The 26,462-nt window shown below is 45.6% G+C and carries 22 protein-coding genes and 1 tRNA gene; 11 read left to right on the forward strand and 12 right to left on the reverse strand.

The genetic code is table 11. The features are described 5' to 3' along the window. Positions 1–13: 13 nt before the first annotated feature. Positions 14–796 (reverse strand): glycoside hydrolase family 16 protein, encoded by a 783-nt coding sequence (locus tag ABDW16_RS08395; protein WP_343669017.1) that lies wholly within the window; start codon positions 794–796, stop codon positions 14–16. Positions 797–965: 169 nt separating this feature from the next. On the opposite strand from ABDW16_RS08395, the gene ABDW16_RS08400 reads away from it, so the two are divergent. Continuing rightward, a complete protein-coding gene (locus ABDW16_RS08400; RefSeq protein ID WP_343669018.1) occupies positions 966–2,252 on the forward strand; it encodes a hypothetical protein in 1,287 nt (428 codons plus the stop codon). On the opposite strand, the gene ABDW16_RS08405 is transcribed toward ABDW16_RS08400, so the two are convergent. After that, the gene (locus ABDW16_RS08405; RefSeq protein WP_343669019.1) at positions 2,249–3,511 is read right to left on the reverse strand and encodes a chloride channel protein; all 1,263 of its coding nucleotides are present in this window, start codon (positions 3,509–3,511) and stop codon (positions 2,249–2,251) included. The two genes, ABDW16_RS08400 and ABDW16_RS08405, sit on opposite strands and share 4 nt — an antisense overlap. Positions 3,512–3,676: 165 nt before the next feature. On the opposite strand from ABDW16_RS08405, the gene ABDW16_RS08410 reads away from it, so the two are divergent. Both ABDW16_RS08410 and ABDW16_RS08415 read left to right on the forward strand, forming a co-directional pair. Continuing rightward, complete coding sequence (locus ABDW16_RS08410) at positions 3,677–4,111, forward strand: MarR family transcriptional regulator (protein WP_343669021.1); 435 nt, start codon at positions 3,677–3,679, stop codon at positions 4,109–4,111. 59 nt (positions 4,112–4,170) lie between these two features. Then, a complete protein-coding gene (locus ABDW16_RS08415) occupies positions 4,171–5,157 on the forward strand; it encodes a YhdH/YhfP family quinone oxidoreductase (RefSeq protein ID WP_343669022.1) in 987 nt (328 codons plus the stop codon). Between the two features lie 46 nt (positions 5,158–5,203). Here the strand turns inward: ABDW16_RS08415 and ABDW16_RS08420 are convergent, their stop codons facing one another. The 5 genes from ABDW16_RS08420 to ABDW16_RS08440 all read right to left on the reverse strand — a co-directional run bounded on the left by ABDW16_RS08420 (position 5,204) and on the right by ABDW16_RS08440 (position 11,768). Then, positions 5,204–8,179 carry a glycoside hydrolase family 9 protein gene (locus tag ABDW16_RS08420; protein WP_343669023.1) on the reverse strand — a complete coding sequence of 992 codons (2,976 nt, stop codon included), beginning with the start codon at positions 8,177–8,179 and terminating at the stop codon, positions 5,204–5,206. Positions 8,180–8,368: 189 nt separating this feature from the next. Next, positions 8,369–9,514 carry a papain-like cysteine protease family protein gene (locus ABDW16_RS08425; RefSeq protein WP_343669024.1) on the reverse strand — a complete coding sequence of 382 codons (1,146 nt, stop codon included), beginning with the start codon at positions 9,512–9,514 and terminating at the stop codon, positions 8,369–8,371. A gap of 124 nt (positions 9,515–9,638) precedes the next feature. Beyond that, on the reverse strand, positions 9,639–10,409 hold the full coding sequence (locus tag ABDW16_RS08430) for a nuclear transport factor 2 family protein (protein WP_343669026.1): 771 nt from the start codon (positions 10,407–10,409) through the stop codon (positions 9,639–9,641). A 63-nt stretch (positions 10,410–10,472) separates the two neighbouring features. Further along, the gene (locus tag ABDW16_RS08435) at positions 10,473–11,333 is read right to left on the reverse strand and encodes an AraC family transcriptional regulator (protein WP_343669027.1); all 861 of its coding nucleotides are present in this window, start codon (positions 11,331–11,333) and stop codon (positions 10,473–10,475) included. Positions 11,334–11,693: 360 nt separating this feature from the next. Next, a tRNA-Glu gene (locus ABDW16_RS08440) sits at positions 11,694–11,768 on the reverse strand. A gap of 166 nt (positions 11,769–11,934) precedes the next feature. On the opposite strand from ABDW16_RS08440, the gene gap reads away from it, so the two are divergent. From gap to ABDW16_RS08460, 4 genes are all read left to right on the forward strand, one after another. Then, entirely contained in the window at positions 11,935–12,951 is a 1,017-nt protein-coding gene (gene gap, locus ABDW16_RS08445; RefSeq protein ID WP_343669028.1) for a type I glyceraldehyde-3-phosphate dehydrogenase, read from the forward strand. A 110-nt stretch (positions 12,952–13,061) separates the two neighbouring features. Further along, complete coding sequence (locus tag ABDW16_RS08450) at positions 13,062–14,258, forward strand: phosphoglycerate kinase (protein WP_343669029.1); 1,197 nt, start codon at positions 13,062–13,064, stop codon at positions 14,256–14,258. Positions 14,259–14,327: 69 nt separating this feature from the next. Beyond that, positions 14,328–15,581: a C4-dicarboxylate transporter DctA gene (dctA, locus tag ABDW16_RS08455; RefSeq protein ID WP_343669030.1), complete on the forward strand. Its 1,254-nt coding sequence runs from the start codon at positions 14,328–14,330 to the stop codon at positions 15,579–15,581. 30 nt (positions 15,582–15,611) lie between these two features. Then, positions 15,612–18,713 (forward strand): two-component regulator propeller domain-containing protein, encoded by a 3,102-nt coding sequence (locus ABDW16_RS08460; RefSeq protein WP_343669032.1) that lies wholly within the window; start codon positions 15,612–15,614, stop codon positions 18,711–18,713. 39 nt (positions 18,714–18,752) lie between these two features. On the opposite strand, the gene ABDW16_RS08465 is transcribed toward ABDW16_RS08460, so the two are convergent. The 3 genes from ABDW16_RS08465 to ABDW16_RS08475 are packed head-to-tail and all read right to left on the reverse strand — an operon-like array spanning position 18,753 to position 20,599. Then, positions 18,753–19,517 carry a TPM domain-containing protein gene (locus tag ABDW16_RS08465; protein WP_343669033.1) on the reverse strand — a complete coding sequence of 255 codons (765 nt, stop codon included), beginning with the start codon at positions 19,515–19,517 and terminating at the stop codon, positions 18,753–18,755. Between the two features lie 20 nt (positions 19,518–19,537). Next, positions 19,538–19,987, reverse strand: a complete 450-nt coding sequence (locus tag ABDW16_RS08470; protein WP_343669034.1) for a TPM domain-containing protein — start codon at positions 19,985–19,987, stop codon at positions 19,538–19,540. Positions 19,988–20,008: 21 nt separating this feature from the next. Continuing rightward, complete coding sequence (locus ABDW16_RS08475; RefSeq protein WP_343669035.1) at positions 20,009–20,599, reverse strand: LemA family protein; 591 nt, start codon at positions 20,597–20,599, stop codon at positions 20,009–20,011. 382 nt (positions 20,600–20,981) lie between these two features. Here ABDW16_RS08475 and ABDW16_RS08480 point away from each other — a divergent pair, with 382 nt between their 5' ends. After that, on the forward strand, positions 20,982–21,446 hold the full coding sequence (locus ABDW16_RS08480; RefSeq protein WP_083725978.1) for a response regulator: 465 nt from the start codon (positions 20,982–20,984) through the stop codon (positions 21,444–21,446). On the opposite strand, the gene ABDW16_RS08485 is transcribed toward ABDW16_RS08480, so the two are convergent. After that, complete coding sequence (locus ABDW16_RS08485) at positions 21,436–22,623, reverse strand: FecR domain-containing protein (RefSeq protein WP_343669037.1); 1,188 nt, start codon at positions 22,621–22,623, stop codon at positions 21,436–21,438. The two genes, ABDW16_RS08480 and ABDW16_RS08485, sit on opposite strands and share 11 nt — an antisense overlap. 81 nt (positions 22,624–22,704) lie before the next feature. Beyond that, complete coding sequence (locus tag ABDW16_RS08490) at positions 22,705–23,076, reverse strand: sigma factor (RefSeq protein ID WP_343669038.1); 372 nt, start codon at positions 23,074–23,076, stop codon at positions 22,705–22,707. A 193-nt stretch (positions 23,077–23,269) separates the two neighbouring features. Here ABDW16_RS08490 and ABDW16_RS08495 point away from each other — a divergent pair, with 193 nt between their 5' ends. The 3 genes from ABDW16_RS08495 to lysA all read left to right on the forward strand — a co-directional run bounded on the left by ABDW16_RS08495 (position 23,270) and on the right by lysA (position 26,401). Then, positions 23,270–24,643: a dipeptidase gene (locus tag ABDW16_RS08495; protein WP_343669039.1), complete on the forward strand. Its 1,374-nt coding sequence runs from the start codon at positions 23,270–23,272 to the stop codon at positions 24,641–24,643. 2 nt (positions 24,644–24,645) lie between these two features. Then, a complete protein-coding gene (locus tag ABDW16_RS08500; RefSeq protein ID WP_343669040.1) occupies positions 24,646–25,044 on the forward strand; it encodes an RNA-binding S4 domain-containing protein in 399 nt (132 codons plus the stop codon). 136 nt (positions 25,045–25,180) lie between these two features. Further along, the gene (gene lysA / locus ABDW16_RS08505) at positions 25,181–26,401 is read left to right on the forward strand and encodes a diaminopimelate decarboxylase (RefSeq protein WP_343669041.1); all 1,221 of its coding nucleotides are present in this window, start codon (positions 25,181–25,183) and stop codon (positions 26,399–26,401) included. The last annotated feature ends 61 nt before the right edge of the window (positions 26,402–26,462 follow it).

Genomic DNA, 26,462 nt, shown 5'->3' on the forward strand with positions numbered 1-26,462 from the left:
GATCCTATTACTACTAAAGCGCTGTAAAGGTGAATGAATGGACGATCAGCTCCACTTCCTTAGCATCTGAGGGCGCGTTGCCATCAAACAGCCAGAGGTTCATGTGCACCGGCATTGCTACCGTACTTACGTTGTAACCTGAAGGAGTCGTCCAGGGGAAAAAGGCATTCGCAGCTGCCTGCGTATGACCATGAAACCCGGAAAAAGATACACTGCTACTGTTGCGTACAAAGCGATAAGTGCTATAAGTACCATTCAGCTTCAGCTCGGCAGTATAAGAGGCACTGCCGCTACCTGTCTGGGGATACACGGTATAGTTATAATTAGGCCATGCGTTGTTACCCCAGCGGGCAAACTCAATATCCATCTCGTGGTGCCCGTCATCTCCTGATTTGTAATTAAATAACCCAAAAACGATGTTTCTGTCCAGTGAGTCGACTCTACCTTCTACCTGCCATACATAGGTTCCGTACCCAAATGACTGGTTGGTATACACTTCTGAACAAAGCCACCTGCCAGTGCTGGCATCTTTCCTGATTTTGAGGTGGAGGTAGCCATTGCTGTCTACCCATACGTTGCTGGAACTGTTGCTCCAGTAATTAGGTCCGGGGCCTGACGTGCCGGATTCAGTTCTTACCGTCCAGGTATATCCGCTGAAGGTAATCGTGGAAGCTGCTGCACTTGCTCTGGCAGCAGAAGTTTCCGTGGCAGGGGTTGCTGCCTGTTGGGCCGATTCTTTGCTACAGCTGGTGAAAGCGATGATTGCTACGGCCAGCGTCATGAATGTGTGCTTCATGATGGTTTATTTTGATGAGGAAAAGCGGTTTTTTTAATATGGTCTATATAATGACATCGCAGAAAAGTGTTACTTTGATGCGAAATAGAAAAAAAATCGGGTTATGCCGATTTTAACAAATCCCTATCCGTCATCCATATTAGTTTCCCCCCCTATGCTGTTATAACAAATGGAGACAAAAAAGCTGTTTCTGCTCCTGGCAGGATTATTTATGTTCAGGCTGATATATGGCCTATGTGCGGAATTTTGGTTTGCAGATGAATTGCAGATCTATCTGATTGGATTAAAATCCTATACCACCGGTACCTGGCCTACTTACGGTCCGGATGTGGTATATACCCATACCCAGATTCCCGGTGCACTACAAGGTCTGCTGGTAAGTATGCCTTTTTATCTAGGGAAGTTGCCAGAGTTCCCTACAATTTTATTAAATGTGCTATCATTCAGTAGCTTATGTTTGCTGGCATGGTATATAACCCGCAGGGTGAAAGGTGTGCCGGATTGGCTCGTGTGGATCCTTTGTATGACTACCCCGTGGACATTGTATTACAGCACGAGGGTAGTTAATCCATCTTATGTACTGGTCTTTTCCATCCCTTTTTTCATTGCTGTACTGGAATTATTGCCTGTTTATACAGAGAAGCTGATGAAGCCCGGACTGGCTTATTTCACGATGGGGATCACGACTACCTTCGTCATGCAACTGCATATGTCCTGGGTATTGCTGGTGCCATATACCCTGGCGGCGATGGCCTTTACAATGAAGACGACCAATAAGAAAGTGATTCTTTTCTATATCCTGGGTGGACTGATCGGGTTAATTACCCTGATTCCCACCTGGTTACATCCGGATCCAATGGCCGGTAAGGTAGGGGAGAATGTGGTCGTCAACTGGGGGAATTTCGGCAATATTCTCACGATATTGCTCCGTTACCTGTCATTTGCTACTTATGAAATTCCTTATGTATTAGGTGATTCTACTGACAAGGATGTGATCATGCATACCCAATATTGGATGATTCCGTTTATCGTATTCCTGTTGGTCATCGGTTTCCTGCAGGTGGGGCTGTTGATTATTGGGTTCTTTATAAAGAGTGAGAACGAAGAGTGGAAAAAGGTGCGCTGGCTGAATATCTTCTCTTATGGATTACTGTTTGTAAGCTTTTTCTTTTCAATAAAGGGACCTTCCTCGCATACCTTCTATTTAATGTTGCCACTGCCCATGATCTATTCCTTTTATTGCTATGAATGGCTGATCTCGAAAAAGGCAGTGGCGCTAAAAGTTCTGAGGGTCGTAGTCTACAGTGGTTTTATTTTCCACATTGGTTTGGCGATGTATAATTTTCAGCACAAATCCATTTACAAAGACCGGCCCAAAGTATCTAAAGCCCTGGAGCAGATGGATTACCGCATACTAGGTGAGCGGCGTGCCGACGAGCTGGGCTATGGTTATTAGTGTGGCTGTTGATCCTTATAACTATAAACAGTGTAAGGATATATTTTCCCGGCAGTATAACGGGCTACCAGGCTGGCTATCAAAATTGGGAAAGTCAGTATGAGACTACCTGATAAACGTATTGCCAGGGAAGATGAAGTAAGCGGTGCATGAATGGCGCCGCTCAATACAGCCGCAATACCCAGGATGATGAAGTTGCTTATCACCAGCTGGGTGTGGAAAAACTGGTTACATGTCATAGCTACCAGCAGCCCTAACAAGGCACCCACTACAATGCTGGGTGCAAATACACCACCATCACCACCGGCGCCCAGTGTTACTGAAGAAATAATTGGTTTCAGTATCACAATACCCAGGATGGTGAATGCGAAGGTATAAGAAAGGTCAGTGTGGCTGGATTGCTCTATCATAGCCTTTACACCACTATAACTATCTCCAAACAGGTGCGGGAATATAAAGATACCTACACCCACAATTGCCGCACCTAAACCAATACGCACATATTCGCTCTTCATAACAGCAAAGCGACGTTTGATGCTGATTACTGATTTGGTAAAGAATACTGAAATCACCCCGGCAATCACGCTCATACCAATCATATAAGGTACAGCCTGCCATTTCCATGGATTAGCACTCAGTCCAAACAGTGCATGCTCATGGAACAACAGCAGCCAGCCCCAGCCAATAATAACAGCAATGCCTGTGCTGATCAATATCGTTTTAGTTACTTTTTTAGCAATTACTTCGAGCGCGAACAGCATCCCTACAAACGGGCTACCGAACAATGCTGTTAAACCACCCGCTACCCCTGCACAGATCAGCTCTGTTTTAAACCTGTTGGCAATACCTGCTTTTTGCCTGGTGACTGCACCAATGGTGGCAGTAGACACAACAGTGGAAACCTCTACACCAGTAGAACCACCAAAGATGACAGTGAGAAAACCGTTGATAAAGTGAGAAGGGATTTTATATGCAGGCAGTTCATTGCGACGGGTATCAATGGTCAGGTAGATCTCTTTAATACCTTTATTCGGTTTCTTCCGGAAAGCGTATTTGCGTAATACATGTATCAACACCAGGCCGATCAGCGGAAAAATAATAAATAAGAAGGAGTATGGTTTGATCGATTCAAAGAAATGGTCTTCGTAATACTCGGTAATATGTTTCAAAACACTGGCCAGGATGGCCGAAAGTAAACTGGCAAAACACGAGGCAATCACCAATTTATAGTAATTGACCCTAATAATCTTATCGCGCATGAAATTTGATCTTTAAGTCCTAATTGGCGATGCAAAGTTAGGACTTAACAACCTGCCATCGATAAAATATTTTAATTTGTATTGATAATCAATTTAATATTAAAATCCTTCTCTTGTTACTTTAAGAATACCAAAGTAACTTTGCAAAGTTAATTTAATAGGCATATGTTTAATAAACAGGACGAAGAAATTGCTTACGGCATCCGCAACCTGGTGACGATCATGAGCAAACGACTGCGCAAGCAGATAAGTAACCCGGAGCAATTATCCATCGCTGAATTCAATGTACTGAGCATTCTCATGATCCAGAAAGAGGCTTTTCCTTCTGAGCTGGGTGCCCAGTTAAACATATCCTCCCAATTCATGTCGCAGATCCTGAACAGGATGGAAGGACTGAAATACATCTCCAGGAAAAGCGCCCCTGCTGACGGTCGCAAAACGCTGGTTTCCCTCACCAAACAAGGCAAACAAAAAGTAGAACTTTCCCGCAGGGAAAGAGAAGAATGGCTGGCACTCATGGTGTCGGAGAAATATACAACGGAAGAAAAGGATGTGATTAAGAAGGCACTGGACCTGCTTGCTGTATTGACAGAATTGTAAACTGCTCACCGTCATTGAATGGGCCCACAGCATTTCGTACTTTGTAAAAAAGGATAATTATGACGGAACCATTCAAAGCATTACAGGTGATAGAAGCCGACGGGAAATTTGTTTTATCTATCGTTGATAAACTCATAACCAACCTGCCTCCGGGCGATGTCGTTATCAAAGTACATTATTCCTCCCTGAACTATAAAGATGCCTTATCTGCTACCGGCAACAAAGGTGTGACAAGGCAATACCCACATACCCCAGGTATAGATGCTGCCGGAGAAGTGGTGTCTTCTACAGATAAAAACTGGAAACCAAGTGACCAGGTGATTGTAACCGGGTTCGACTTTGGTATGAATACCAGTGGTGGTTTCCAGGAATACATCCGGGTGCCGGCCAAATGGATAGTAGGCCTGCCACAGGGGCTCACACTCAGGGAAAGCATGATTTATGGTACAGCAGGGTTCACAGCCGCACTGTCCATACAGGCATTGCTGAAAACGGGGGTACAACCTGCAGATGGTAAGATTGTGGTAACCGGGGCCAGTGGTGGGGTAGGTTCTATTGCGGTGGCCATCCTGAGCAAGTTAGGTTACCAGGTAACTGCTGTGAGCAGCAAGCAGGCAGCGTTCCTGCAATCACTGGGTGCGGCGGAAGTATTGCCGCGTGCTGAGATGGATGATACCAGTGGAAAGGTATTACTGAAACCCAAATTTGCAGGAGGTATTGATACCGTAGGTGGTAATGTGCTGGCTACAGTGGTGAAGAGCCTGCAATATGGTGGTGCAGTAACAGCTTGTGGTATGGTAAATGGAGGACCGTTGCCGCTGACAGTGTTTCCATTCATCCTGAAAGGTGTGCAGCTGCTGGGTATTGATTCAGTAGAATATCCTATTGAAAAGAGAGATGTGGTATGGGAAGCAATGGCGACTACCTGGAAGCCGGCGCAGTTAACCTTACTGGCGAATGAAATTCCTTTGGAAAAATTAGGTGAGCATATTAACCAGATATTGGCTGGGAAAATACAGGGAAGAACTGTAGTACGCCTTGCGTAAAAAATTTAAGAGCTTCTGCTTTGATGGCAGAAGCTCTTTTTTTGAATTACTGAATCATCAGTTTAGTGCTCATCACTTTCTTTGTTTTAGTGCTTACTTCCACACTGTAAATACCTGTTGGTATAGCAGATGGAATAGTCATTGTTTCGTTTGCCTTCGCTGATTTTCTCAGCACTACTCTGCCTGACATATCCGTAATTGTTACAATCACATCTGTAATTGCCTTATCTGATATACGAATAGCAAAGCTATGCTGTGTAACCGGGTTAGGATAAATAGAGGTAGTAGTGGCTGTTGCAGTCACCGCCTGTCTTGCACCCGCTTCAGTACCTGCCGCTTCAAAGTGTGACCAGCCATACGCACCTACATAGTGTACATAGTAATTACCATTTACTCTTGCAGGCATGCTGTTAGACCATTTGTTGGTATAATCCACACCATTGATCTCGAGTTTAGTCAGGTTCCATGAATTGATGTAAGAGATATTACCTGAAATCACGTAACAGAACTCACCAGATCCATCTTTTGCAAATGGTAATGTTACTACAGACGGATTATCGCAGCTACCCAGGTTTACATCCTGTTTGAAGTTTGCTGTGATAGACAGGTTGCCATTTACAGTTACAGCAACAGGATTGAGTGTATCAGTAATACTACCGCTCCAGTTGTTGAACAGGTAGCCGCTACCCGGTGTAGCAGTAAGCGTTACGACAGTTCCTTCTGTATAAGTACCACCGGCAGGGCTGAGGGCAACTGTACCAGTACCTGCTACTGCTGTAGTAATCGTATATTGTTTAGGCGCTACCACACTGGTTACATAGATATTGCTGGTATCTTTAAAACCGCCATCAGCAGTAGTTGCATAGATGGCTACACTGCCTGAAGTTATTGCTGTGACCAGGCCTGTGCTGCTCACAGTCGCAATCGCTGTATTAGCAGATGTCCAGGTGAAGGATTTATTGGTAGCGGTGGATGGAGCTACCGTAGCAGTGAGCTGTGCGGTGGTATTGATATTCAGGGTATCGGTAGCGGGTGTTACAGTGATACCTGTTACGGGTACGACTACAGCAGGTGTAGGCGTACTACCATATACCAGCTGATTATCTACATAAAGCGGAATATTGCTCACTTCTTTCAGTGTACCATCTACACCCTGTGAAGACCAGTCGTTCGCTGCATTCCATGCACTGGCTGGTGCTTCGTAAGGAAGACGGATACGGATCTGGGATTCTTTCTTTGACTCGCCCTGACCACCAGGCCAGATCTTGATAGAAGGGTTGAAGGTCACCTCAGTATAGTAAAGATGCTGTGCGGTATCCCAGGCCTGTAATTGTGTAAAAGTTACATCTGCATTGTTGGAAGAAACGACGTAGTCAGTAGATTTGTATCCGGCGGCAAGGCCTTCTGAAATATCAACAAATAGGCGGAATATATGTTTGGATGCAATGCGTGCCGGCCATGCAGTATGATTGTTTACCCACACAGACCATTCGGTATATGTAGTGCCACTTCCATTGATCTTGGCTTCGATAGTGAATTCACCGGTAGGCGTTTCTGCCACAGGGAAGTTAGCGAGTGGAGAGCCTCCGTAATCCTGTACCAGCTTTGCAGCTAAACCAGAGAAAGCAGCATTGTAATCTGTTGCTACTTCGTTATTCACATAGTTGCCACGATCATCAGTATAAGAATCATCGCTGTTAGGACCTCCTACCAGTGCGCCATACAGGGTATGTCTTGATTCGGTTGGAGGGCCTGTCAGGTTATTGGACCAGCAACCATGCGCGGTACGATGGTGTGGTTTTACAGGAGGATTGGTACCAAAGCCGCATACATAGCTACGTTTGTTTGGGTTGCTACCCAATGCATAGTTCATTTGTGACTGTGCGAAGGTGTAGTATTTAGTGCCTTTGGCAGTAGTGGTAGCGGCATCTTTGTAGTAAGCAGCCAGGAAACCTGTGTTGATTGCATATCTCAGCGCTCCCCATACATCCAGGAAGGCGAGGCCGCCTGGGGTGTAGTTGATGCGTGATCCATTGTAGCCATCCGTCCAGTAATCAAGGTGTCTTTCTATATCTTCTTTGTACTGGGTTTTACCTGTCAGCTTTGCCAGCAGGGCATAACAGCCGGTGGACTTATCATCCCAGGCAAGCCCCCATTTGTAAGATTTGATAGCTGTTTGTGATTCAGTAGAGAGGTTTGCATAGTAAGTCTCTGCTTTCGTGAGCCAGGCAGCATCGCCGGTAGCACGGTAGAGCCAGATAGCACCCCAGACCAGTTCATCGTTATAGCCGCTGTAGGAGTTATAATAACCAGCAGCATCAGTGATAGAAGCAGAATACACACCGCGATAGGTATCAGCAAAATTATATAACTGAATGGCGTGTGTAAGCAGGGTGGCGCTGTAAGTCGGATCGTCTGTTTTAAACACCATACTGGCGGCAGCCATCGCGGCAGCAGTTTCTGCGGCGAGGTCGGAGCCTGGATGTGTAGCATCGATCTTGTAAGCAGGGCGGGACATTGCCATTACTTCTGAAGATCCCCACCACGCGTGGTCAGTACCGCCATTACCTACCTGACCATACAATACGTTTGGCGCGGTATGACAGCGAATGAAATAATCATTTACAAAGCGAAGGTTGCTTTTCAGGTACTTCATCTGCCCTGAATTATTGTAACCATCTGCAAAGTCAACTGCGCCCCAGGCCAGCATGGTTGCAGAGAAAGCCATCGGGAAGTTGAACTTCACGTGGTCGCCGGCATCGTACCAGCCGCCAGTCAGGTCTACACCTACATCACTGCCATCGGTGAGTGCGGAATTGCCACGCCAGGTGACGCGGTTGTCTGCAGGCAATGTACCCGAGCGTTGTGCTTCGTAAAAGAACATCGATTTCTGCAATACTTCTGCATAGTTGTAGTTCTGTGCATACGTGGGATTGAGGGATACCATCGTCAGGATGGTGGCGAATATGGGTAGGCGCAGCTTGCCTCCCTTCGCGGGAATGAGGGAAAATCTGGTTTTCATCGGGTACTGTTTAAAAATCAATGTAAAGGGACCAATGGGTATCTGAATTGGGCCTTGAAGAGATTATAGGTTTTTTATTGTGTGTCTTTAATTTTAATAGGCAAAATGATATGGTAACGCAAGTTTAGGGAATTCTGAGGTATAAACAAAAAAATCGCCAGCCCTTATCAGACTGGCGATGTACTATCATTAAGCACCCATCAGGTCATCCTGCCTTTCTGCGGCAGCCTTCTGTCTGAGTACCAGTTCTTTGAAACTGCTTTCATTCAGCACTGTATCTTCCTGACCAAAATGACGAAGCAAATAATACCTGTCATTTTCTTTTCCATCTGTATGTAACCACAATGCTTCGAGGTTCAATGCAGGGAATTTCAATACCCTCATTTCGCCTTCAATCTCTTTTTCTTTCAGGCTGGATTTAATTTTCTCCATCCCGCTTTCAATGCGGTGCAGGTAATCATTGTCTGTACTTACCTGCAGTACTTCAGGATTCTCTTCGGTAGTAGCGAGGTCATAGAGTGCCACGGGTTTCTTCTGGTCCAGTTCTATTACACGAAGGGAACTAGGTCTTTCAGGAACGGAGATATCCTTGTCGATATCTTTCAGTCCTACGACATATGCATGGTGTGCAAAGCTCAGTTCCAGTTCAGTGGCAGTTTTATCTGCTTTCAGCTCAGGGCGCTGTAAGCGAATGAGCGGGCGCACTTCAGGAATGGGCTTGAGCAGTTCTGGTTTGAATACCAGGTCTTTGATCCACATAAAGTAAAAGTGTTTTTTCGTGATGTAACTGTGTGTCCATGTACCGCTGCCCTGGTAATTGCTGGAAAACTGGCTCACGGTGAGTACGCTTTTGCCATAGATAGGATCATCAATATGGAAGTACTTTGTGCTGAAGATTTTTGATACACCATAGATGGCCATAAAATGGCCGCCACCGCCAGACCAGCCGATACGGGTACCTACTACCAGGCCCGCATCGATCTGTGCTTTTACCTCTTCCCATGTTAAAGTACCGCTTTTTATTGAGACAAAGTTTTGGGTACGTGTCAGCGCCTTGTCCAGGTACCACGGTACATTGCAAGGGCCTGGCACTGGCGATGTACAGCAGGTCTGTCCCAGTTCGGCAGAAGCGATTTTACACTGTGACCAGGGGTTTAATAACGAAGAGTAGAAATGAGATACGCTGTTTGAAGTAGCTGCCCAGCACCAGTTGGACTGGGTTTGCGCCTGCATATTGAAGTTGAGCACAGCGCTGGTGTAAAATTTGTTCCAGAGGAACAATTCCTGCACAACAGGTTTGTGAATCACCTGTTCCTGAAGATTAGTGAAATTCATGATATAATTATTGGGGTTAAAAATTCGAACACCCCAAAATTACCAGCTCCTGAAATGATTGAAAAGCGTATTAATACCTGATTATTAGGAAAAGGAAAGCCGCCTCATGAGGCGGCCTACATATTTATCTAAAACCAAACTTCCCATTTTGATTTTTCCATTTATCAACAGCAGGAATCGCTTCAATCACATCCCAGTGTTCTGCAATCTTTCTATCTTCTACACGAAACAAATCATAGAACGTGCTGTGTACACCTGCCATCTGACCTTCACTGATCACCAGTACAAAGTTGCCTTCTCCCAGCACCTTGTGTACCTTAGTGTAGCTAAAGCCAATTTTATTCGCCGCAAAGTAAGCCAATGCCTGTTGTAATCCTTCCAATCCATCAGCAATATGCGGATTGTGCTGTATGTAGCCGGTTGCTTTGATGTAAGCAGGAATGATAGCGGCATCGCCAGCTACCAGGAACTTTTCTACAAAGCCCTGAATAAATGCTTTGTTCTCTGCTGTCTTATCCAGGTCGGTAATGGCTGTAGCGCCGTCTATCATGGTATGCCCGTTAGCGGTAGGGAAGACGGGTTCCTGCAGGTTATCCCAGTGTTCTACAATTCTGCCATCTTCAAAGCGGAAGATATCAAACCCGATTTTAGGACCAAAGAAATCGTAATCTGTATGTGTAAATACATAATCGCCATCCTGGAAAGCACGGGCAATTTTCACTTTAAAACCCTGAGCAGGTTTGTGCTGTACCAGTGCACCAAAACCAGCAATGCCATCGGCAATGTCCAGGTTGTGCTGGGTATAATTTTCAGGATTGATATAAGCAACTGGCGTAGCATCGCCGGTTTCAAGGCTGTTTAGGAGGTCGATGACCTTTTGTTTGTTGTTTTCCATACAGCAAAGTTGCTGCTTATACCAGCGCGGGGAAAGGTAGAAACGGGATATTGTATGATACTTTTACTCCATCAGGAATTGTTCCCTGAATTCAACGGGTGTTTGTTCCGCGTGTTTTTTAAAGTATTTGATGAAGTTGGTAGGTTCATCATAGCCCAGGGTATAGCCTATTTCCTTGATGGTGTCCTGGGTATGGGCGAGCAGGCGTTTGGCTTCCAGCATGACCCGGTCGTCAATCATTTCTTTGGGTGTTTTGCCTACGGTTTTGGCGGTGGCGGTGTTCAGCCGTTTTTCGGTGACGAGTAATTCCCGGGCATAGAATTGCACCTGTTTCTCTGATTGATAGTGCTTTTCCAGCATTTCCCTGAATAATAATAAATAATCCAGGTCGGCATTTTTCTTAAGTTCTGTAAAGGTCTGCTGGCGGTATTCCCGCTCTGCATACAGGAGAAAATTATGTAATAGGTTGTGCAGGATATCTGGTTGTCCTTCATCTTTGGAATGTGTGAGTTCCCATTGCATAAGGGCGATGAGTTCACTGAAGGGCTTGCTGTGGTCAAGGTGAATCATTGCCACTTTCATCAGGTCATTGAAGAGGATATTACTATGGAGGTATTTCAGGTTTTTGTTAAAGAAGTCGCCAGTGAACAGGATGGCATATCCCCCTGCATTGGCGTGCACATCAAACCGCTGTACCCTGTCTTTGTTTAAGAATAATAACGTGCCCGGCTGTATTTGTATGGGTTCAAAATCTATCCAGTGTACAGGAGTGCCCTGTTGGAACCATAGTATGTGGTAAAAACCGGTACGGTGTGGGGTAGTCAGCATTTCAGCATGGTTGCTGTATAATTTTTCCAGTGGAATTATTTCGAATTCCACGGGTAAGCCAGCTTTAAACTCATATTTAGTGATCCTGGTGTGCATGTATTCAAATTAGGAAATAGATGGCAATGATCAGATTGCCCCGTTCAGAAAAGATTAGACAGCCATAAACAATGACCAGAATCAACGAAAACAAGACCGTAGCTCTTAGTTTCCTGAAAAGAGTGAGCGAAATTGCAGCCACATAAAAGATAGTTATTTTTCAAGAAGTATGCTGCACGGTATTTGAAGAATATGTGATCCGGGGAGGCCTCCAATATATCACATTCACCAAGGCAAAAACAGCAGCGATAGGAATGATGCCATCAACAGTGTGGCTACAATTATGGATATGCCGGGGATGCCGGTATAATCATAAGCGGTACAAAATAAAAAAGGCTGCCCGATTGAGCAACCTTTCCCTGGTACCGCGTACGGGAGTCGAACCCGTCATTCCTCCGTGAAAGGGAGGCGTCTTAGCCGATTGACCAACGCGGCTTATCTAAAAGCTATGGCGCGATTCCATATTTTAGGATTGCAAAGGTAAGCGGGATTTCCATATTTCCAAAAAAAATTTCGTTAACTTAAAATTCTATTGCTTTATCCCGGTCTAGCATGTAACTTCGCAATCAATTTTTTTCAATCTCAACAAACTCAGTGTAAAATGGGAACTAATCTTAAAATCGGTATTAATGGTTTCGGTCGTATTGGCCGTTTAGTATACCGTCAGATCTACAAAATGCCAGGTATAGACGTGGTAGCTATTAATGACCTTACAAGTCCCGCAGTTTTAGCTCACCTGCTGAAATACGATTCAGCTCAGGGTCGTTTCGATGCTGATGTGAAGCACTCCGATAACGCTATCTCCGTTGACGGAAATGAGGTGAAAATTTACGCTCAAAAAGATCCTTCTCAAATTCCTTGGGGTAACCACGGTGTTGACGTAGTTATCGAATCAACCGGTTTCTTCGCTGATAAAGACAAAGCTGAAGCTCACATCAAGGCTGGTGCTAAGAGAGTTGTTATCTCTGCTCCTGCAACTGGTGACCTGAAGACTGTAGTATTCAACGTAAACCATGATATCCTGGATGGTAGCGAAACTATCATTTCCTGCGCTTCATGTACTACTAACTGTCTGGCTCCAATGGCTAAGGTTCTGGAAGATACCTTTGGTATCGAACTGGGTGTCATGACCACTATCCACGCTTACACCAACGACCAGAACACCCTGGATGCGCCTCACGCTAAAGGTGACCTGCGTCGTGCCCGTGCTGCTGCTGCTAACATCGTACCTAACAGTACTGGTGCTGCAAAAGCTATCGGCCTGGTACTGCCTAGCCTGAAAGGTAAACTGGATGGTAACGCTCAGCGTGTTCCAACCATCACTGGTTCCCTGACTGAACTGACTACCGTTCTGAAGAAGAAGACTTCCGTTGATGAAATCAACGCTGCTATGAAAGCTGCTTCTAACGAATCATTCGGTTATACTACAGACGAAATCGTGAGCAGCGACATCATTGGTATCCACTTCGGTTCCCTGTTCGATGCTACTCAGACTAAGATCGTTGCTGTAGGCGACAAACAACTGGTTAAGACTGTATCATGGTATGACAACGAAATGAGCTATGTGTCTCAGCTGGTTCGTACCGTTAAGTACTTCGCCGGTTTGATCAGCAAATAAGCTTTATAGATCATAAGATGTAAATGGTGAATGGTAAATGGTGAAATTTGTTTCCACCATTCACTGTTCACCATTTATCGTTTATTCACCAGAGAGATAAACCAGAACCAATGAGTAAATTTTCCGATTTCAACTTTAAAGGTCATAAAGCAGTAGTGCGCGTTGACTTTAACGTGCCACTGAACGATCAATTCCAGATCACCGATGATACCCGTATGACCGCTGCTGTACCTACCATCAAAAAGATACTTGCTGATGGCGGTAGCGTAATCCTGATGTCTCACCTGGGTCGTCCAAAAGATGGTCCTACCGATAAATATTCCCTGAAACACCTGGTTAACCACCTGATCAAATTGCTGGATGGAGTGACCGTTAAGTTCGCTACCGATTGTATTGGCGAAGTAGCTGAAAAAGCTGCTGCAGCCCTGCAACCAGGCGAAGTACTGCTGCTGGAAAACCTGCGCTTCTACAAAGAAGAAGAAAAAGGTGACAAAGGCTTCGCAGAAAAACTGTCTAAACTGGGTGACGTATATGTAAACGATGCATTCGGTACTGCTCACCGTGCACACGCTTCTACAGCTGTGATTGCTGAGTTCTATCCTACAGACAAACGTATGTTTGGGCTGCTGATGGAAGCTGAAGTAAGCAACGCAGAAAAAGTACTGCACGGCGCTGCACAACCTTTCACAGCTATCCTGGGTGGTGCTAAGGTGAGCGACAAAATCCTGATTATCGAAAACCTGATGGAAAAAGCGAACAACATCATCATTGGTGGTGGTATGGCTTATACTTTCCTGAAAGCACAGGGTAAAGAAATCGGTAGCTCTCTCTGCGAAAACGAGAAACTGGACCTGGCGCTGGAACTGCTTGCTAAAGCTAAGGCGAAAGGTGTACAGCTGATCCTGCCTGTTGACTCTATTGCTGCTGATAAATTTGCAGCTGATGCCAACACCCAGATCGTTAGCAATGACAACATCCCAGCTGGTTGGATGGGTCTGGACATCGGACCTAAATCCGTAGCTATTTTTAGCGAAACTATCCAACAGTCCAAAACCATCCTGTGGAATGGGCCTATGGGCGTGTTCGAAATGCAGGCTTTCCAGAATGGTACCAAATCTGTAGCTGATGCCATTGTACTGGCTACAGCAAAGGGTGCATTCTCCCTGGTAGGTGGTGGTGACTCCGTTGCTGCTGTGAACCAGTTTGGCCTGGCTGAGAAAGTAAGCTATGTATCTACCGGTGGTGGCGCTATGCTGGAGTTCTTCGAAGGAAAGACCCTGCCTGGTATTGCTGCTGTAAAAGCATAATGATAACTGCTCATCATATAAAAAAAGCTTCTGCAATATGCAGAAGCTTTTTTTTATTATCTTGATGGAATGAGTAAAATAACGCGCCACTTATATTTCCAGGTTATCGTCGCCATCATTATCGGTATTCTCGTCGGCCACTACTATCCCCAAATTGCTCCTACAGGAGAGTTGATCAGCACTATTTTTATCAACCTCATTAAAATGCTGATTGCGCCCATCATTTTCCTCACCATTGTACTGGGCATTGCCAGGATGGGGGATATGAAGAAGGTAGGTAAGGTAGGCGGCAAGGCATTACTCTACTTTGAGATCGTTACTACCCTTGCCATCTCCATCGGTCTCGTCGTTGCTAACTATTTAAAGCCTGGCAAGGGCATCGACTTTTCCAGTGTCTCGGGTGCTGACATTGAAAAAGCACATAAAATTCAGCAGGATGCTGCCGGCTTTAGCTGGACAGAATTCCTGCTTCATATCGTTCCTTCCAACGCCGTAGAAGCCTTTGCCAAAGGAGAAATCATCCAGGTACTGGTATTTGCTATTCTCTTTGGGTACGGTATTACAAAACTGAATGGAAGGGGAGATGGCCTGCTGAACACCTTCGAGCGCATCTCTGAAGTCTTTTTCAATGTCCTCAAATTTATCATGAAGCTGGCGCCTATTGGCGCCTTCGGGGGCATGGCTTTTACCATCGGTAAGTTCGGCCTCAAAGCGCTGCACCCCATGATCTCACTCATGCTCTGTGTATACCTGACCATGTTCCTGTTCATCTTCGTCGTACTGGGCATAATCGCTTATCTGTACAAATTCAGCCTGTGGAAATACCTCAAATTTATCAGCAATGAATTGCTCATTGTACTGGGTACCTCCAGTTCCGAATCTGCATTACCAGGTATCATGGAGAAACTGGAGAAAATGGGTTGCCATAAAGAGGTAGTAGGCCTTGTTATCCCCGCAGGTTATTCCTTTAACCTGGATGGGACGAGTATCTACCTGAGTATGTCTATGATCTTCCTGGCCCAGGCGGCGCAAGTAGACCTCACCATCTGGCAGGAATTAACCATTATTGGTATCCTGATGATTACCTCCAAAGGCGCTGCGGGCGTAACTGGTAGCGGATTTATTGTACTTGCCTCCACACTGGCTGTGATCAAAGTGATCCCTGTGGGAGGGCTCGCCCTGCTGATAGGGGTAGACCGCTTTATGAGCGAAGCCAGGGCGATTACAAACCTGATCGGTAATGGTGTAGCTACTATTGTGATGGCAAAGAGTGAAAAAGCCTTTGATGAGGAAAAGTATAAGCTGGCAGTGGGTGTTCAGTAATATTGACTATTTTTAGTTTTTCCCACTCTCATGAAAGTGAAGTATCGTCTTGTTGCTTTTATATATTGGCTGCTTGCAATATATAGCTTCTCTGCGTATGCACAGGAGTCAACACTTTCATATTCATTTCGCCACCTGGATCTCAGCGATGGACTGGCCAGTAATCATGTATCTGCTGTCTTACAGGATCGAAAGGGATTTATCTGGATTGCCAGCACGGCCCTGCAGCGTTATGATGGCAGTAACCTGATTACTATTGCCAGCTTCGACAAGGTGCCGGGTTCTATTTACTACGACGATATTTGTCTTTGTGAAGATAAGAAGGGAAGAATCTGGATGGGGGCGCCGGACAATATCCGTCTTTATGATCCTGCCACCTCCAAAGTAAAGGTCCTGAAAATGGATATGCTCCCTGCAGGCACCGGCAATGTATATTGTAGCCATATCATACAGGATCATGCAGGCGTGATCTGGGTTACCACCCAGGAGGGATTATATCGCTATGATGAGCAATCCGCCACCTTTGTTATTCCCAAAGAAGTACCTGAAGCGCAAAGAACAGAAATGTACAGCGCCATCACCGAAGACAGGGCTGGTAACCTCTGGATCAGCGGTAAGCAAAGCATCTACATGCTCAGTGCTGACCGCAGGCACCTCTATGGCAGGGGTAATAACCCCTTACAAATTCCCCTGCTGAATATACAGAGCAGCGTCAAGCAGTTTTTCATTGATAGCCATGAACGACTATGGGTCGCAGGTAGGCAGGGCGACACCCTGTACTGCTATATACCCGCACAAAACCAGCTGCAAGGCTGGCCGTTCCGGATTAATAAGCCCCCCGAGGGCAATATGGTTACTGATATTACCGAAGACAAAGACAAACAGATCTGGGTAGCAACAGAACTGGGCGGCATTTACCGCTACGATGAGAAAGCCAACGACTTCCACCTCAACATCCGTGCAAATAACGAAGACGATAAAAGATTCCACTACGACTTTGAAGTCAACTGTTTCCTGAATGACAGAGATGGCCGGCTATGGATAGGTACAGACAGGGGACTGAATATCCTGAATCCTCCTGACCAGTCGTTTCACATTATGGATCAGCGTGACCCCAATGCCAAACTTCCGCGTGCAGAAGTGACCGATCTTTTCCAGGATAATAAAGGGAATATTTATGCTGGCTACTGGGGCAAAGGCTTTAGTTGGATTTCACCCAACCTGCAGTTAAAGAAACAATTCTTAAAGGAAGTACCTGAAGAACGGGGACTGGTATGGAGTTTTGCACAGATGCCAGACGGTAAAGTGCTGGTAGGGCAGGAGAATGGCTGGTTGTCAGTATTTGATCCTAAACAGGGCTCCTTTGTTACCCACAAACATAAAGCGCTATTTGATGATCAGACACTCATGACCATACTGCCGGAGAACGATACCACCGTTTGGATTGGCTTGTATAAAAAAGGACTGGTACGCTGGAATCCCGCAAAAGATACGTTTATAGCCAGTAAGAACCTGCTGAACAAAATCAGGCACCCCATCACGGTGATGGACATAGCCAGGCAGGGAGACAGCATATTATGGCTGGCTACCAGTGATGCTGGTTTGATCCGGTATAACCATATCACCCAAAAGATAGTGTTGCGGGAGCTGTTTCCTTATGCACATTTATCTGTCAGCAATATCACCTGTCTTGAATTGTTGGACGATACGACCCTGGTAGCAGGTACAGAACATGGCCTTTGGGTATACAATATTCAGCGACATACAGCCTATCCGTTATTGATCAACGGTGCTCTTTTTGACGAGTGGGTACTGAGCATGTTGCCGGCTGGCAGCAAGGGATTGTGGTTTACTACACCATATGGTTTTTATCGTTTTAACAGGAGGAATTTCGGACTGGAAACCTTTGTACAGGCGGGTGAGATCATTGACAACAACCGGAAGGTGAGAAGACGGATAGTACGGCTGGCAGATGGCCGGCTGATGGTGGGCGCCTCCGATCACTTTGTGGTATTAGATACAGCGGCATTGAAAGTAGCGCCCCCACCACCCAATGTTACGATTATCAGCTTCAGGGCCATAGACAGTAGTATACAGCTGAATACCCTGTATGATAAAAATGCACCGCTGGCACTGAACCATCGCCAGAACTTTATCAACATTGAGTTCAAAAGCCTGCAATACCACCATGAAGCCATCCGCTATTTTTACCAGCTGGATGGAGTAGATGAAGACTGGGTGCAGGCCAATGGAGTGTTGGTAGCCAGGTATACCAATCTGCCGCCGGGGCGCTATGTATTCAGGGTAAGGAGTATGAATACCGCCGGTACTTTCTCATCCGGTGTAACCACTTTGTATTTTAATATTCTGCCTGCCTTCTGGCAAACAACCTGGTTTCGCATACTCGGTTTGCTGTTGGTAGTGGCCATCGTCTATACTTATTTCAGGATAAGAATTTACCTGATCAAAAGAGAAGCCCGCCGGCGTACAGAAATAGAGCAGCAGATTGCCCAGCTGGAAATGAAAGCGCTCCGGGCACAAATGAATCCGCACTTTATCTTCAATGCCCTGAACTCTATTCAGACATTTATGATGAAGAGTGAAACGGAGCAGGCGCTTGCTTACCTGAGTCGTTTTGCAAGGTTGATCAGGAATGTGCTGGATAGTTCACAGCTGAATAGCATTACCATTTCCAAAGAAATCAGGATGCTGGAAAACTATATGGAGCTGGAAAAACTACGCTTTGCAGATCAATTTGATTGTGATATCCGTGTAGATGAAGAGCTGGATCCTGACTTTACAGACATCCCTACTATGATCTTACAACCCTTTGTGGAGAATGCTATCTGGCATGGGTTACTACACAAAAAAGAAAGAGGGCAGCTAACAATCATTTTCACTAAGCAAATAGATCGTGTACTTTGTACAATAGAAGATAACGGCATAGGCCGGGAACGGTCGGCAGCGTTGAAACAACAAACAGGCGATGAACATCACTCCAGGGGTATACAGATTACGCGTGACAGGCTGGCTTTGTACAACAAACGATTTAACCTGGATATGACCTTTGATATAGAAGATTTACCATCAGGCACGAGAGTGAATGTATGGTTCCCGCTAGATGAAGAATAAAAAAGGGATTACGATGTTGTAATCCCTTTTTCAATTATTTTACCAGCTACCACTGGCACCACCTCCGCTACCGGAGCCTCCACCGAAACCGCCAAAGCCGCCTCCTCCTCCGCCGCCACCCCAGCTACCTCCACGGCTGCCGCCGCCAAAGGCACCAGGGCCAATCCATCCGGTCCAGCCACGACGACTGAAAGTAGTACCACCACCGCCACCACGGTTGCGCAGAATCGAAATGATCACTACAATAATGATAAGCAGTATGACCAGTCCTGGTGCATTGCCGTCGTCTTTTCGCCTGTTTGGGGTGCCTTTGTATTCTCCTTTCGACGCTTCAACGATCCTGTCTATTGCTTCATTAAAACCCTGGTAATAATCCCCGTTTTTGAAGTTGGGTTTGATGTTCTCATCGATAATACGGTTGGCAATAGCATCTGGTACTACGCCTTCCATACCTGTGCCGACTTCGATACGGATCTTTCTATCGCTGATGGCTGCCAGTATCAGGATACCATTGTTTTTCTCTTTGGTACCGATACCCCAGTCACGGAGTATAGCCAGACCTACTTCGGCAATGTCCCTTCCATTGGTAGAAGGTATGGTCACAATGGCAACCTGTGTAGAAGTAGTATCGTTGTATTCTAACAGTTTGTTTTCCAGTGCGGCCACCTGGTCGCTTTGCAGCACGCCTGCCAGGTCATTCACCAGCCGGGGGGGATTGGGGCGGGGCGGAATTTTTAATTCCTGTGCCTGCACCATGCCTATGGCTAAAAAGAACCCTAACAGCAGGCAGTATACTTGCCTCATCTTAATTATTTTTATTGACCTCATCTGCCTACTACAATATCATCCGGTAATTCGTTAATGTCATCTCCTTCGTGAGGAAAGTGTATGCACAGTGCCTGCCCTATTTCTCCGATGCAGGTTTCAATACCTTTTACCACCTGGTCGTTGGCAAAAAATGTCAGCATACTTTGTGCTTTCTCTTTCCAGAAATCCTGGCCTACTTTTTCATGAATGCCTTTATCCCCTGCGATGGCATATTGTCTGTCTTTCAGTGCAAAGTAAAGGAGCACTGCGTTGCGCAATCTTGTTTTCTCCAGGCCCAGTTGAACGAAGATCTCCTGTGCCCTGTCTATGGGATCTACAAATTTGCAACGGCTTTCGACAAATACCCGGATTTCTCCGCTGGTCATTCTTTCCGCATTACGGATGGCTTGTACCAGTTGCTGTTTTTCTGCTTCGGTAAGCAGTTCTTTTTTTGGGAATAAACGCATATATGGATAGGCTATTTGAAATTAGAACTGCACCTTAGGAGCGTTTTCAGAACCCTTGTCGGCCATATAGTATTCTTTGGCTTTGAAGCCACCGAAACCGGCTACGATATTGTTAGGGAAAGTGCTGACAGTGCTGTTAAAGCTTTCCACAGCAGTGGTAAAGTCATTACGTGCTACTGTAATGCGGTTCTCAGTGCCTTCCAGTTGTGCCTGCAGGTCACGGAAGTTCTGGTTAGCTTTCAGTTCAGGATAGGCTTCAGATACAGCCAGCAGTCTGCCCAGTGCAGTACTCAGCTGCCCTTGCGCTGCCTGGTACTGTTGTACTTTTTCAGGAGTCAGATCTTCACCTTTGATGGTGATCTGGGTAGCTTTGGCTCTTGCTTCCATTACCTGGGTCAGGGTTTCTTTCTCAAAGTTGGCTGCACCTTTTACAGTGGCTACCAGATTTGGAATCAGATCAGCCCTGCGCTGATACTGTGCTTCTACATTGCTCCACTTGCTTTTTACTGCCTGATCCTGGCGTACGATGCCATTGTATTTGGATACACCACAGCCTCCAAAGATTAATACTACGACAAGAATAATGATCAGTGTGAGCGTGCTCTTTTTCATTTGTGCTAAGATTTATTTAGTTAAGTTGCTTATTTATTGTAAGCATAAACAATGATAACAATGTTAATGCCTGTTTATATTGCCCTGATTTTCTGTAAATTAGTATAGTGAGTTATAACAGGCTTATCCAAACCTACAAGAAATTATGCAAAGTACAAGGAGTTATTATGCTAAAGCCTGTTAACCAACCCACTGAACAATGATCGCAGGAACGATAAAAGGAGTTTATTTTGCTTTCACAAGAAAGATATAGGCATTGGTGAAAAAAGCAGTCAGCGAATGTAGTTTCTCTATAATTTTGGTAGTATTTGCTTATTGTGATTTCTTTCATTCGTTTGTAACGCCGCTATTGTTAATTTAAATTGTATTTAAGTCTACATCAATGAGTGAGCAACACATCCATATTCTGTATATAGATGATGAGATCCACAACTTAAATGCGTTCAAAGCATCTTTCCGTAGGCTTTACACGGTGTTTACGGCAAGTTCGGCAGAGGAAGCAGAAAAAGTGCTGGAAAAGGAAGAAGTCCACATCATCATTTCAGATCAGCGGATGCCCAGGATGACGGGGATTGAATTTTTTGAATCTATCCTTGACAGGTATCCTGAGCCTATCCGGATTTTACTGACAGGTTATGCCGACATCAATGCGGTTATTGATGCCATCAACAAAGGTCAGGTGTATAAATATTTTTCTAAGCCCTGGAATGACGAGGATCTCCGTCACAACATTGAAAAGGCATTCGAAGTCTATGCCTTGCGTAAAGAGAACAAGGAATTGACAGCAAAACTGCTGGATGTAAATGAGAAGCTGGAGTTCCTGCTCCGTCAAAAGCTTATTTCTTAATCATGAAGTGAATCGTGTTGTCGTATATCTGATAGTCCGCCTTTAGTTGTTTACAGATCTCGTCAAGAAAGTCTTCGACCTTTTTATCTTTTTCAAGGCTGCCTGAGAAGTGTGTATTTTGAAGTGAAGGAGCTGCTGAAAAGTCCAGTTTGAGTCCAAACCAGCGTTGTAGTACAGGTCTCAGTTCTTCCAATGGCCTGTTGCGGAAGCGATAAACGCCTTCCCGCCAACCAAGCGTCACCGTTTCGTCGAAACGTTTTACCTTGAACCGCTCACCGGGATGATAAATAGCCTCAAATCCGGGTTTGAGCGTCACATCAAGACTATCCCCTACATCTGTCACCACAGTACCTTGTACCAGAGAGGTAGTAACTGTATTGTTATCATAAGAATTGACGTTGAAAGCTGTACCTAGTGCTATCACGGAGGTGATTCCTGTGTGTACAATAAACGGTCTTTCAGGATTGTGTGCTACTGTAAAGTAAGCTTCTCCTTCCAGGTATACTTCCCGGGTTCTGCCGGGGAAGATGAATGGGAAACGGAGCGTTGAACTGGCATTGAGATGTACTTCTGTACCATCTGCCAGTTCAATATGATAATCCTGCATGGGGGGCACCGTAAGTGTATTCCATTCCAGCGATTTGCTTTGGTAGATGGTATCCGGGTGGATGGTATTGATAGCGATCGTTCCTGAATCGCCGGTTACTTTCACAGCAGAATCTGTAGTCACGGCTGTTGCTGCCACCGAAGGTGCAGACACTGGTACCGGGAATATAGGTACACCTGCCATTTGTGGCAATACAATGCGGTTATGGTTGGCTGTTTGATGAGGTGTCTGCTGTTTGACCGGCAAAAGGAAATAAGCTCCTGCCATGGCGCTGATGGCAAAAACAATAGCTGCCGCTACCCGTACTTTTTTCAGGAATTTTAATACCCTGAGGTGTACGGGTGTTGGTTCCAGAATGGCTTTTACTTTCAGCCAGTCGGATTCAACCCGGAGATCGTCCAGGAAAGCACTGTCTGTATACAATATGGCCTCTTCATATTCCTGCCAGCACCGACGCACATTTTCATTGTTGTGCATTTCCTTTTGCAGCAACTTATCCTCCACTTCAGTTAAATCGCCAAGTTGCTTACGCAGTAGTAAACTGTAAATGTACTCTTGGTCGTATTTCATTTTTTTATAGTAGTGGTTACGAGGGTTTTTAAGATAATAATTAAGTTGAGTCTCGGTTTGATATTTTGCGTCATAGCCGGGTTATCTTTCAATAGCCATGATCAGTGATGTTGAAATCGACGTTGGTACCAGTGCCGGTCCCGTTTCACAGGGTGGGCAGGGTGCCTTGTACTGCTGCGCGGCAGCTTTTTCCTGCAACTGACGGCATCTGGCGTCAATGAGTTGATAGAAGAAGCCCCCCGGGGCATGTTCTATCTGCTGATATTGCCGGGTCTTCCATACTTCTATAAATATCTTTTGCACCAGCTCCCTCGCCTCGTCCATACTTCCCAACATTGTACTGGCTTTGAGGCAGAGGGGTTTGTAATATTTCATAAAGAAGTATTGATAGGCCTCCATGTTATTATCCTTCTTTAGGGCGGATAACATAGCGGTATCCTCGCTCGTAATCATATGAATTAGGTTATTTTGCAGTTAGTTAGTCTTCCAAATGTGCGCAAGGTATCATGTCCCCAATACCCTTTAAATTTCGATAGAAAGACGGACAATTCTGTTAATGCCATGTTAATGAAATTCGATTTTTCTGGGCGCCTATATTTAGACTTTCCCTTAAATTGCAGCTTTCAAAAGAAAAACTTAGTGGAATATGCAAGTTTGGAAAGACTATCAGACAAAGAATAAAGAACGTTTCCTGGAAGAATTGCTGGCCTTGTTGCGCATTCCTTCCGTTAGCGCAGACTCCCGTTTTAACAAAGATGTAGCTGCCTGCGCCGAAGCTGTAAAGCAACGCCTGGTTGAAGCAGGTGCTGACAATGTAGAGGTTTGCCCTACTGCCGGCCACCCGATCGTATATGGAGAAAAGATAATAGATGCGGCACTCCCGACTGTATTAGTATATGGTCACTACGATGTGCAGCCTGCTGATCCCCTGGAACTGTGGGATAGCGGTCCGTTCGAACCCGTGATCAAAGACGAAAAGATCTATGCCCGCGGTTCTGCGGACGACAAAGGTCAGTTCTACATGCACGTGAAGGCTTTCGAAACCATGATGAATACGAACTCCGTGCCCTGTAATATTAAGTTCATGATTGAAGGGGAGGAGGAAGTTGGCTCAGCAAATCTGGGCATCTTTGTTAAGGAAAATAAGGCGAGGCTGAAAGCAGACGTGGTACTCATTTCTGATACCTCTATGCTGAGCCTGGAAAACCCTAGCCTGGATACCGGCCTGCGCGGTCTGTCTTATATGGAGGTAGAGGTAACCGGCCCTAACCGTGATCTGCATAGTGGTGTATATGGTGGCGCAGTAGCCAACCCTGCTACCATCCTCTGCCAGATGATTGCTTCCCTGCACGATGAAAATAACCACGTCACCATCCCCGGTTTCTATGATAATGTACAGGAACTGAGCAAGGAAGAGAGAGCTGCCCTGAATGCAGCCCCGTTCGACGAAGCTGAGTATAAAAAAGACCTGGGTGTAGATGAACTTTGGGGTGAAAAAGGCTATACTTCTATTGAGCGTACCGGTATCCGCCCTACCCTGGAGGTAAACGGTATCTGGGGCGGCTATATCGGCGAAGGTTCCAAAACCGTACTGCCTTCAAAAGCCCATGCCAAGATCTCTATGCGCCTGGTACCTAACCAGGACTGGATCCAGATCTCTGACCTGTTCAAGGCACACTTTGAGAAAATTGCGCCTAAGTCAGTAAAAGTAAAAGTAACTGCTCACCATGGCGGCAGCCCTTATGTAACTCCTACTGACCATGTGGCATTCAAGGCTGCAAGCGAAGCGATCAAGACAACTTTTGGTAAATCTCCAATTCCCGTACGCGGTGGTGGTAGTATTCCTATCGTAGCACTGTTTGAAAAAGAACTGGGACTGAAGACCATCCTGATGGGCTTTGGATTAGATAGCGACAACCTGCACTCTCCAAATGAGAAGTATGGTCTGGCTAACTATTATAAAGGAATTGAAACCATTCCTTATTTCCACAAGTTCTTTGCGGAAATGAATAAGAAATAATTATGCAGAATACAGAGAAACTGCGCCTGGACAAGTATCTCTGGGCGATCAGGATATTTAAAACCCGCTCACAGGCCTCCGCGGCCTGTGAAGGCGGGAAAGTGAAGATGAATGGAAACTCCGTAAAAGCTGCACGTGCAGTGGGCATCGGGGATAAGTACGAAATCAGGGCAGAATCCCGGAAATGGGTCATTGAGGTAGTGAGCTTAATAGCTAACAGGGTACAATACTCCGAAGCAATCAAGCACTATGTCGATCTGACTCCTGAAGAGGATCAGCAAATGAACCAAAGGATTGCAGCAAGCTTCCATACCGGTAAGCGCCCAAGCAAAATAGGCCGCCCTACTAAAAAGGAAAGAAGGGATCTGGATGGGTTCATGACTGGTGACGAAGAGGAATAATCAGGCTAAATTTCTGGCTGGCCGCAAGCCCGCTTCAGCAAAAATCCCGATGCTGCCAAGGGCGGAATCGGGATTTTCGCATAAACTTTCAAATTTGCTTAGTAAATTCGCATCCTCTAAAATTATCTTTCAATAAATGCCTAAGCAAAGCGACGTTCTCTCCACCGACTTCCTCGTGAAAGTGGCGGAAGAATTTGGAACTCCGGTATATATATACCACGCAGAAAAGATTGCCATCCAGTACGAAAAGTTAAAGGACGCCTTCCAAAAGACGGACGCACGCTTTTTTTACGCCTGTAAGGCGCTCACCAACATCAACATCCTGAAATACATCAACTCCCTGGGTTGCGGTCTGGACACCGTGTCTATCAACGAAGTCCAACTCGGCCTCAGAGCAGGATTTGATCCCAAAAACATCATCTTTACCCCTAACTGTGTAGACCTCGACGAAATCGTAGCTGCCAAAGACCTGGGCGTAAACATCAATATCGACAATATCTCTATCCTGGAGCAATTTGGTAACCGTTTTGGAGATTCTTACCCGATCTGCATCCGCCTGAACCCACACATTATGGCCGGCGGTAACTACAAGATCTCCACCGGTCACGTAGATAGTAAGTTCGGTATCTCCATCCACCAGATCCGCCATATTGAGCGCATCGTAAAGAGTACCAAACTGAGAGTAACCGGCCTGCACATGCATACCGGCTCCGAAATCAAGGATGTAGATGTGTTTCTCCGTGGGGTAGACATCATGTTCGAACTGGCCGTGAACTTCCCAGACCTGGAATTCATCGACCTGGGTAGCGGCTTCAAAGTAGCTTACCAGCAGGGCGACCCGGAAACCGACATCCAGTTGCTGGGCAAAAAGCTCTCCGATGCTTTCAACAAGTTCACTAAAACATACAACCGCCCATTACAGGTATGGTTCGAACCGGGTAAATTCCTGGTGAGCCAGAGCGGTTACTTCGTGGTAAAGGCAAACGTGATCAAACAAACCACCGCTACCGTGTTCGTAGGCGTAAACTCAGGCTTTAACCACCTGATCCGTCCTATGTTCTACGACGCCTTCCACCTGATCAAAAATATCTCTAATCCAAAAGGTACCGAACGGATCTATACCATTGTAGGTAACATCTGTGAAACTGATACCTTTGGCTGGGATCGTAAACTGAACGAAGTAAAAGAAGGCGATCTGCTGGTATTCTATAACGCGGGTGCTTATGGTTTTGAAATGTCTTCCAACTTCAACTCCCGTTTCAAACCTGCCGAAGTGCTGGTAAAAGATGGTAAAACCCATCTCATTCGCAGGAGAGATACTTTCGAAGACCTGCTAAAAAATCAGATCGAGTTATAATCAGAATAATTTACAGATTAGAATATATTTATAGGTCTGCCGGATTGGCAGACCTATAACT

Source organism: Chitinophaga sp. (assembly GCF_039596135.1).
Taxonomy (GTDB): Bacteria; Bacteroidota; Bacteroidia; order Chitinophagales; family Chitinophagaceae; genus Chitinophaga.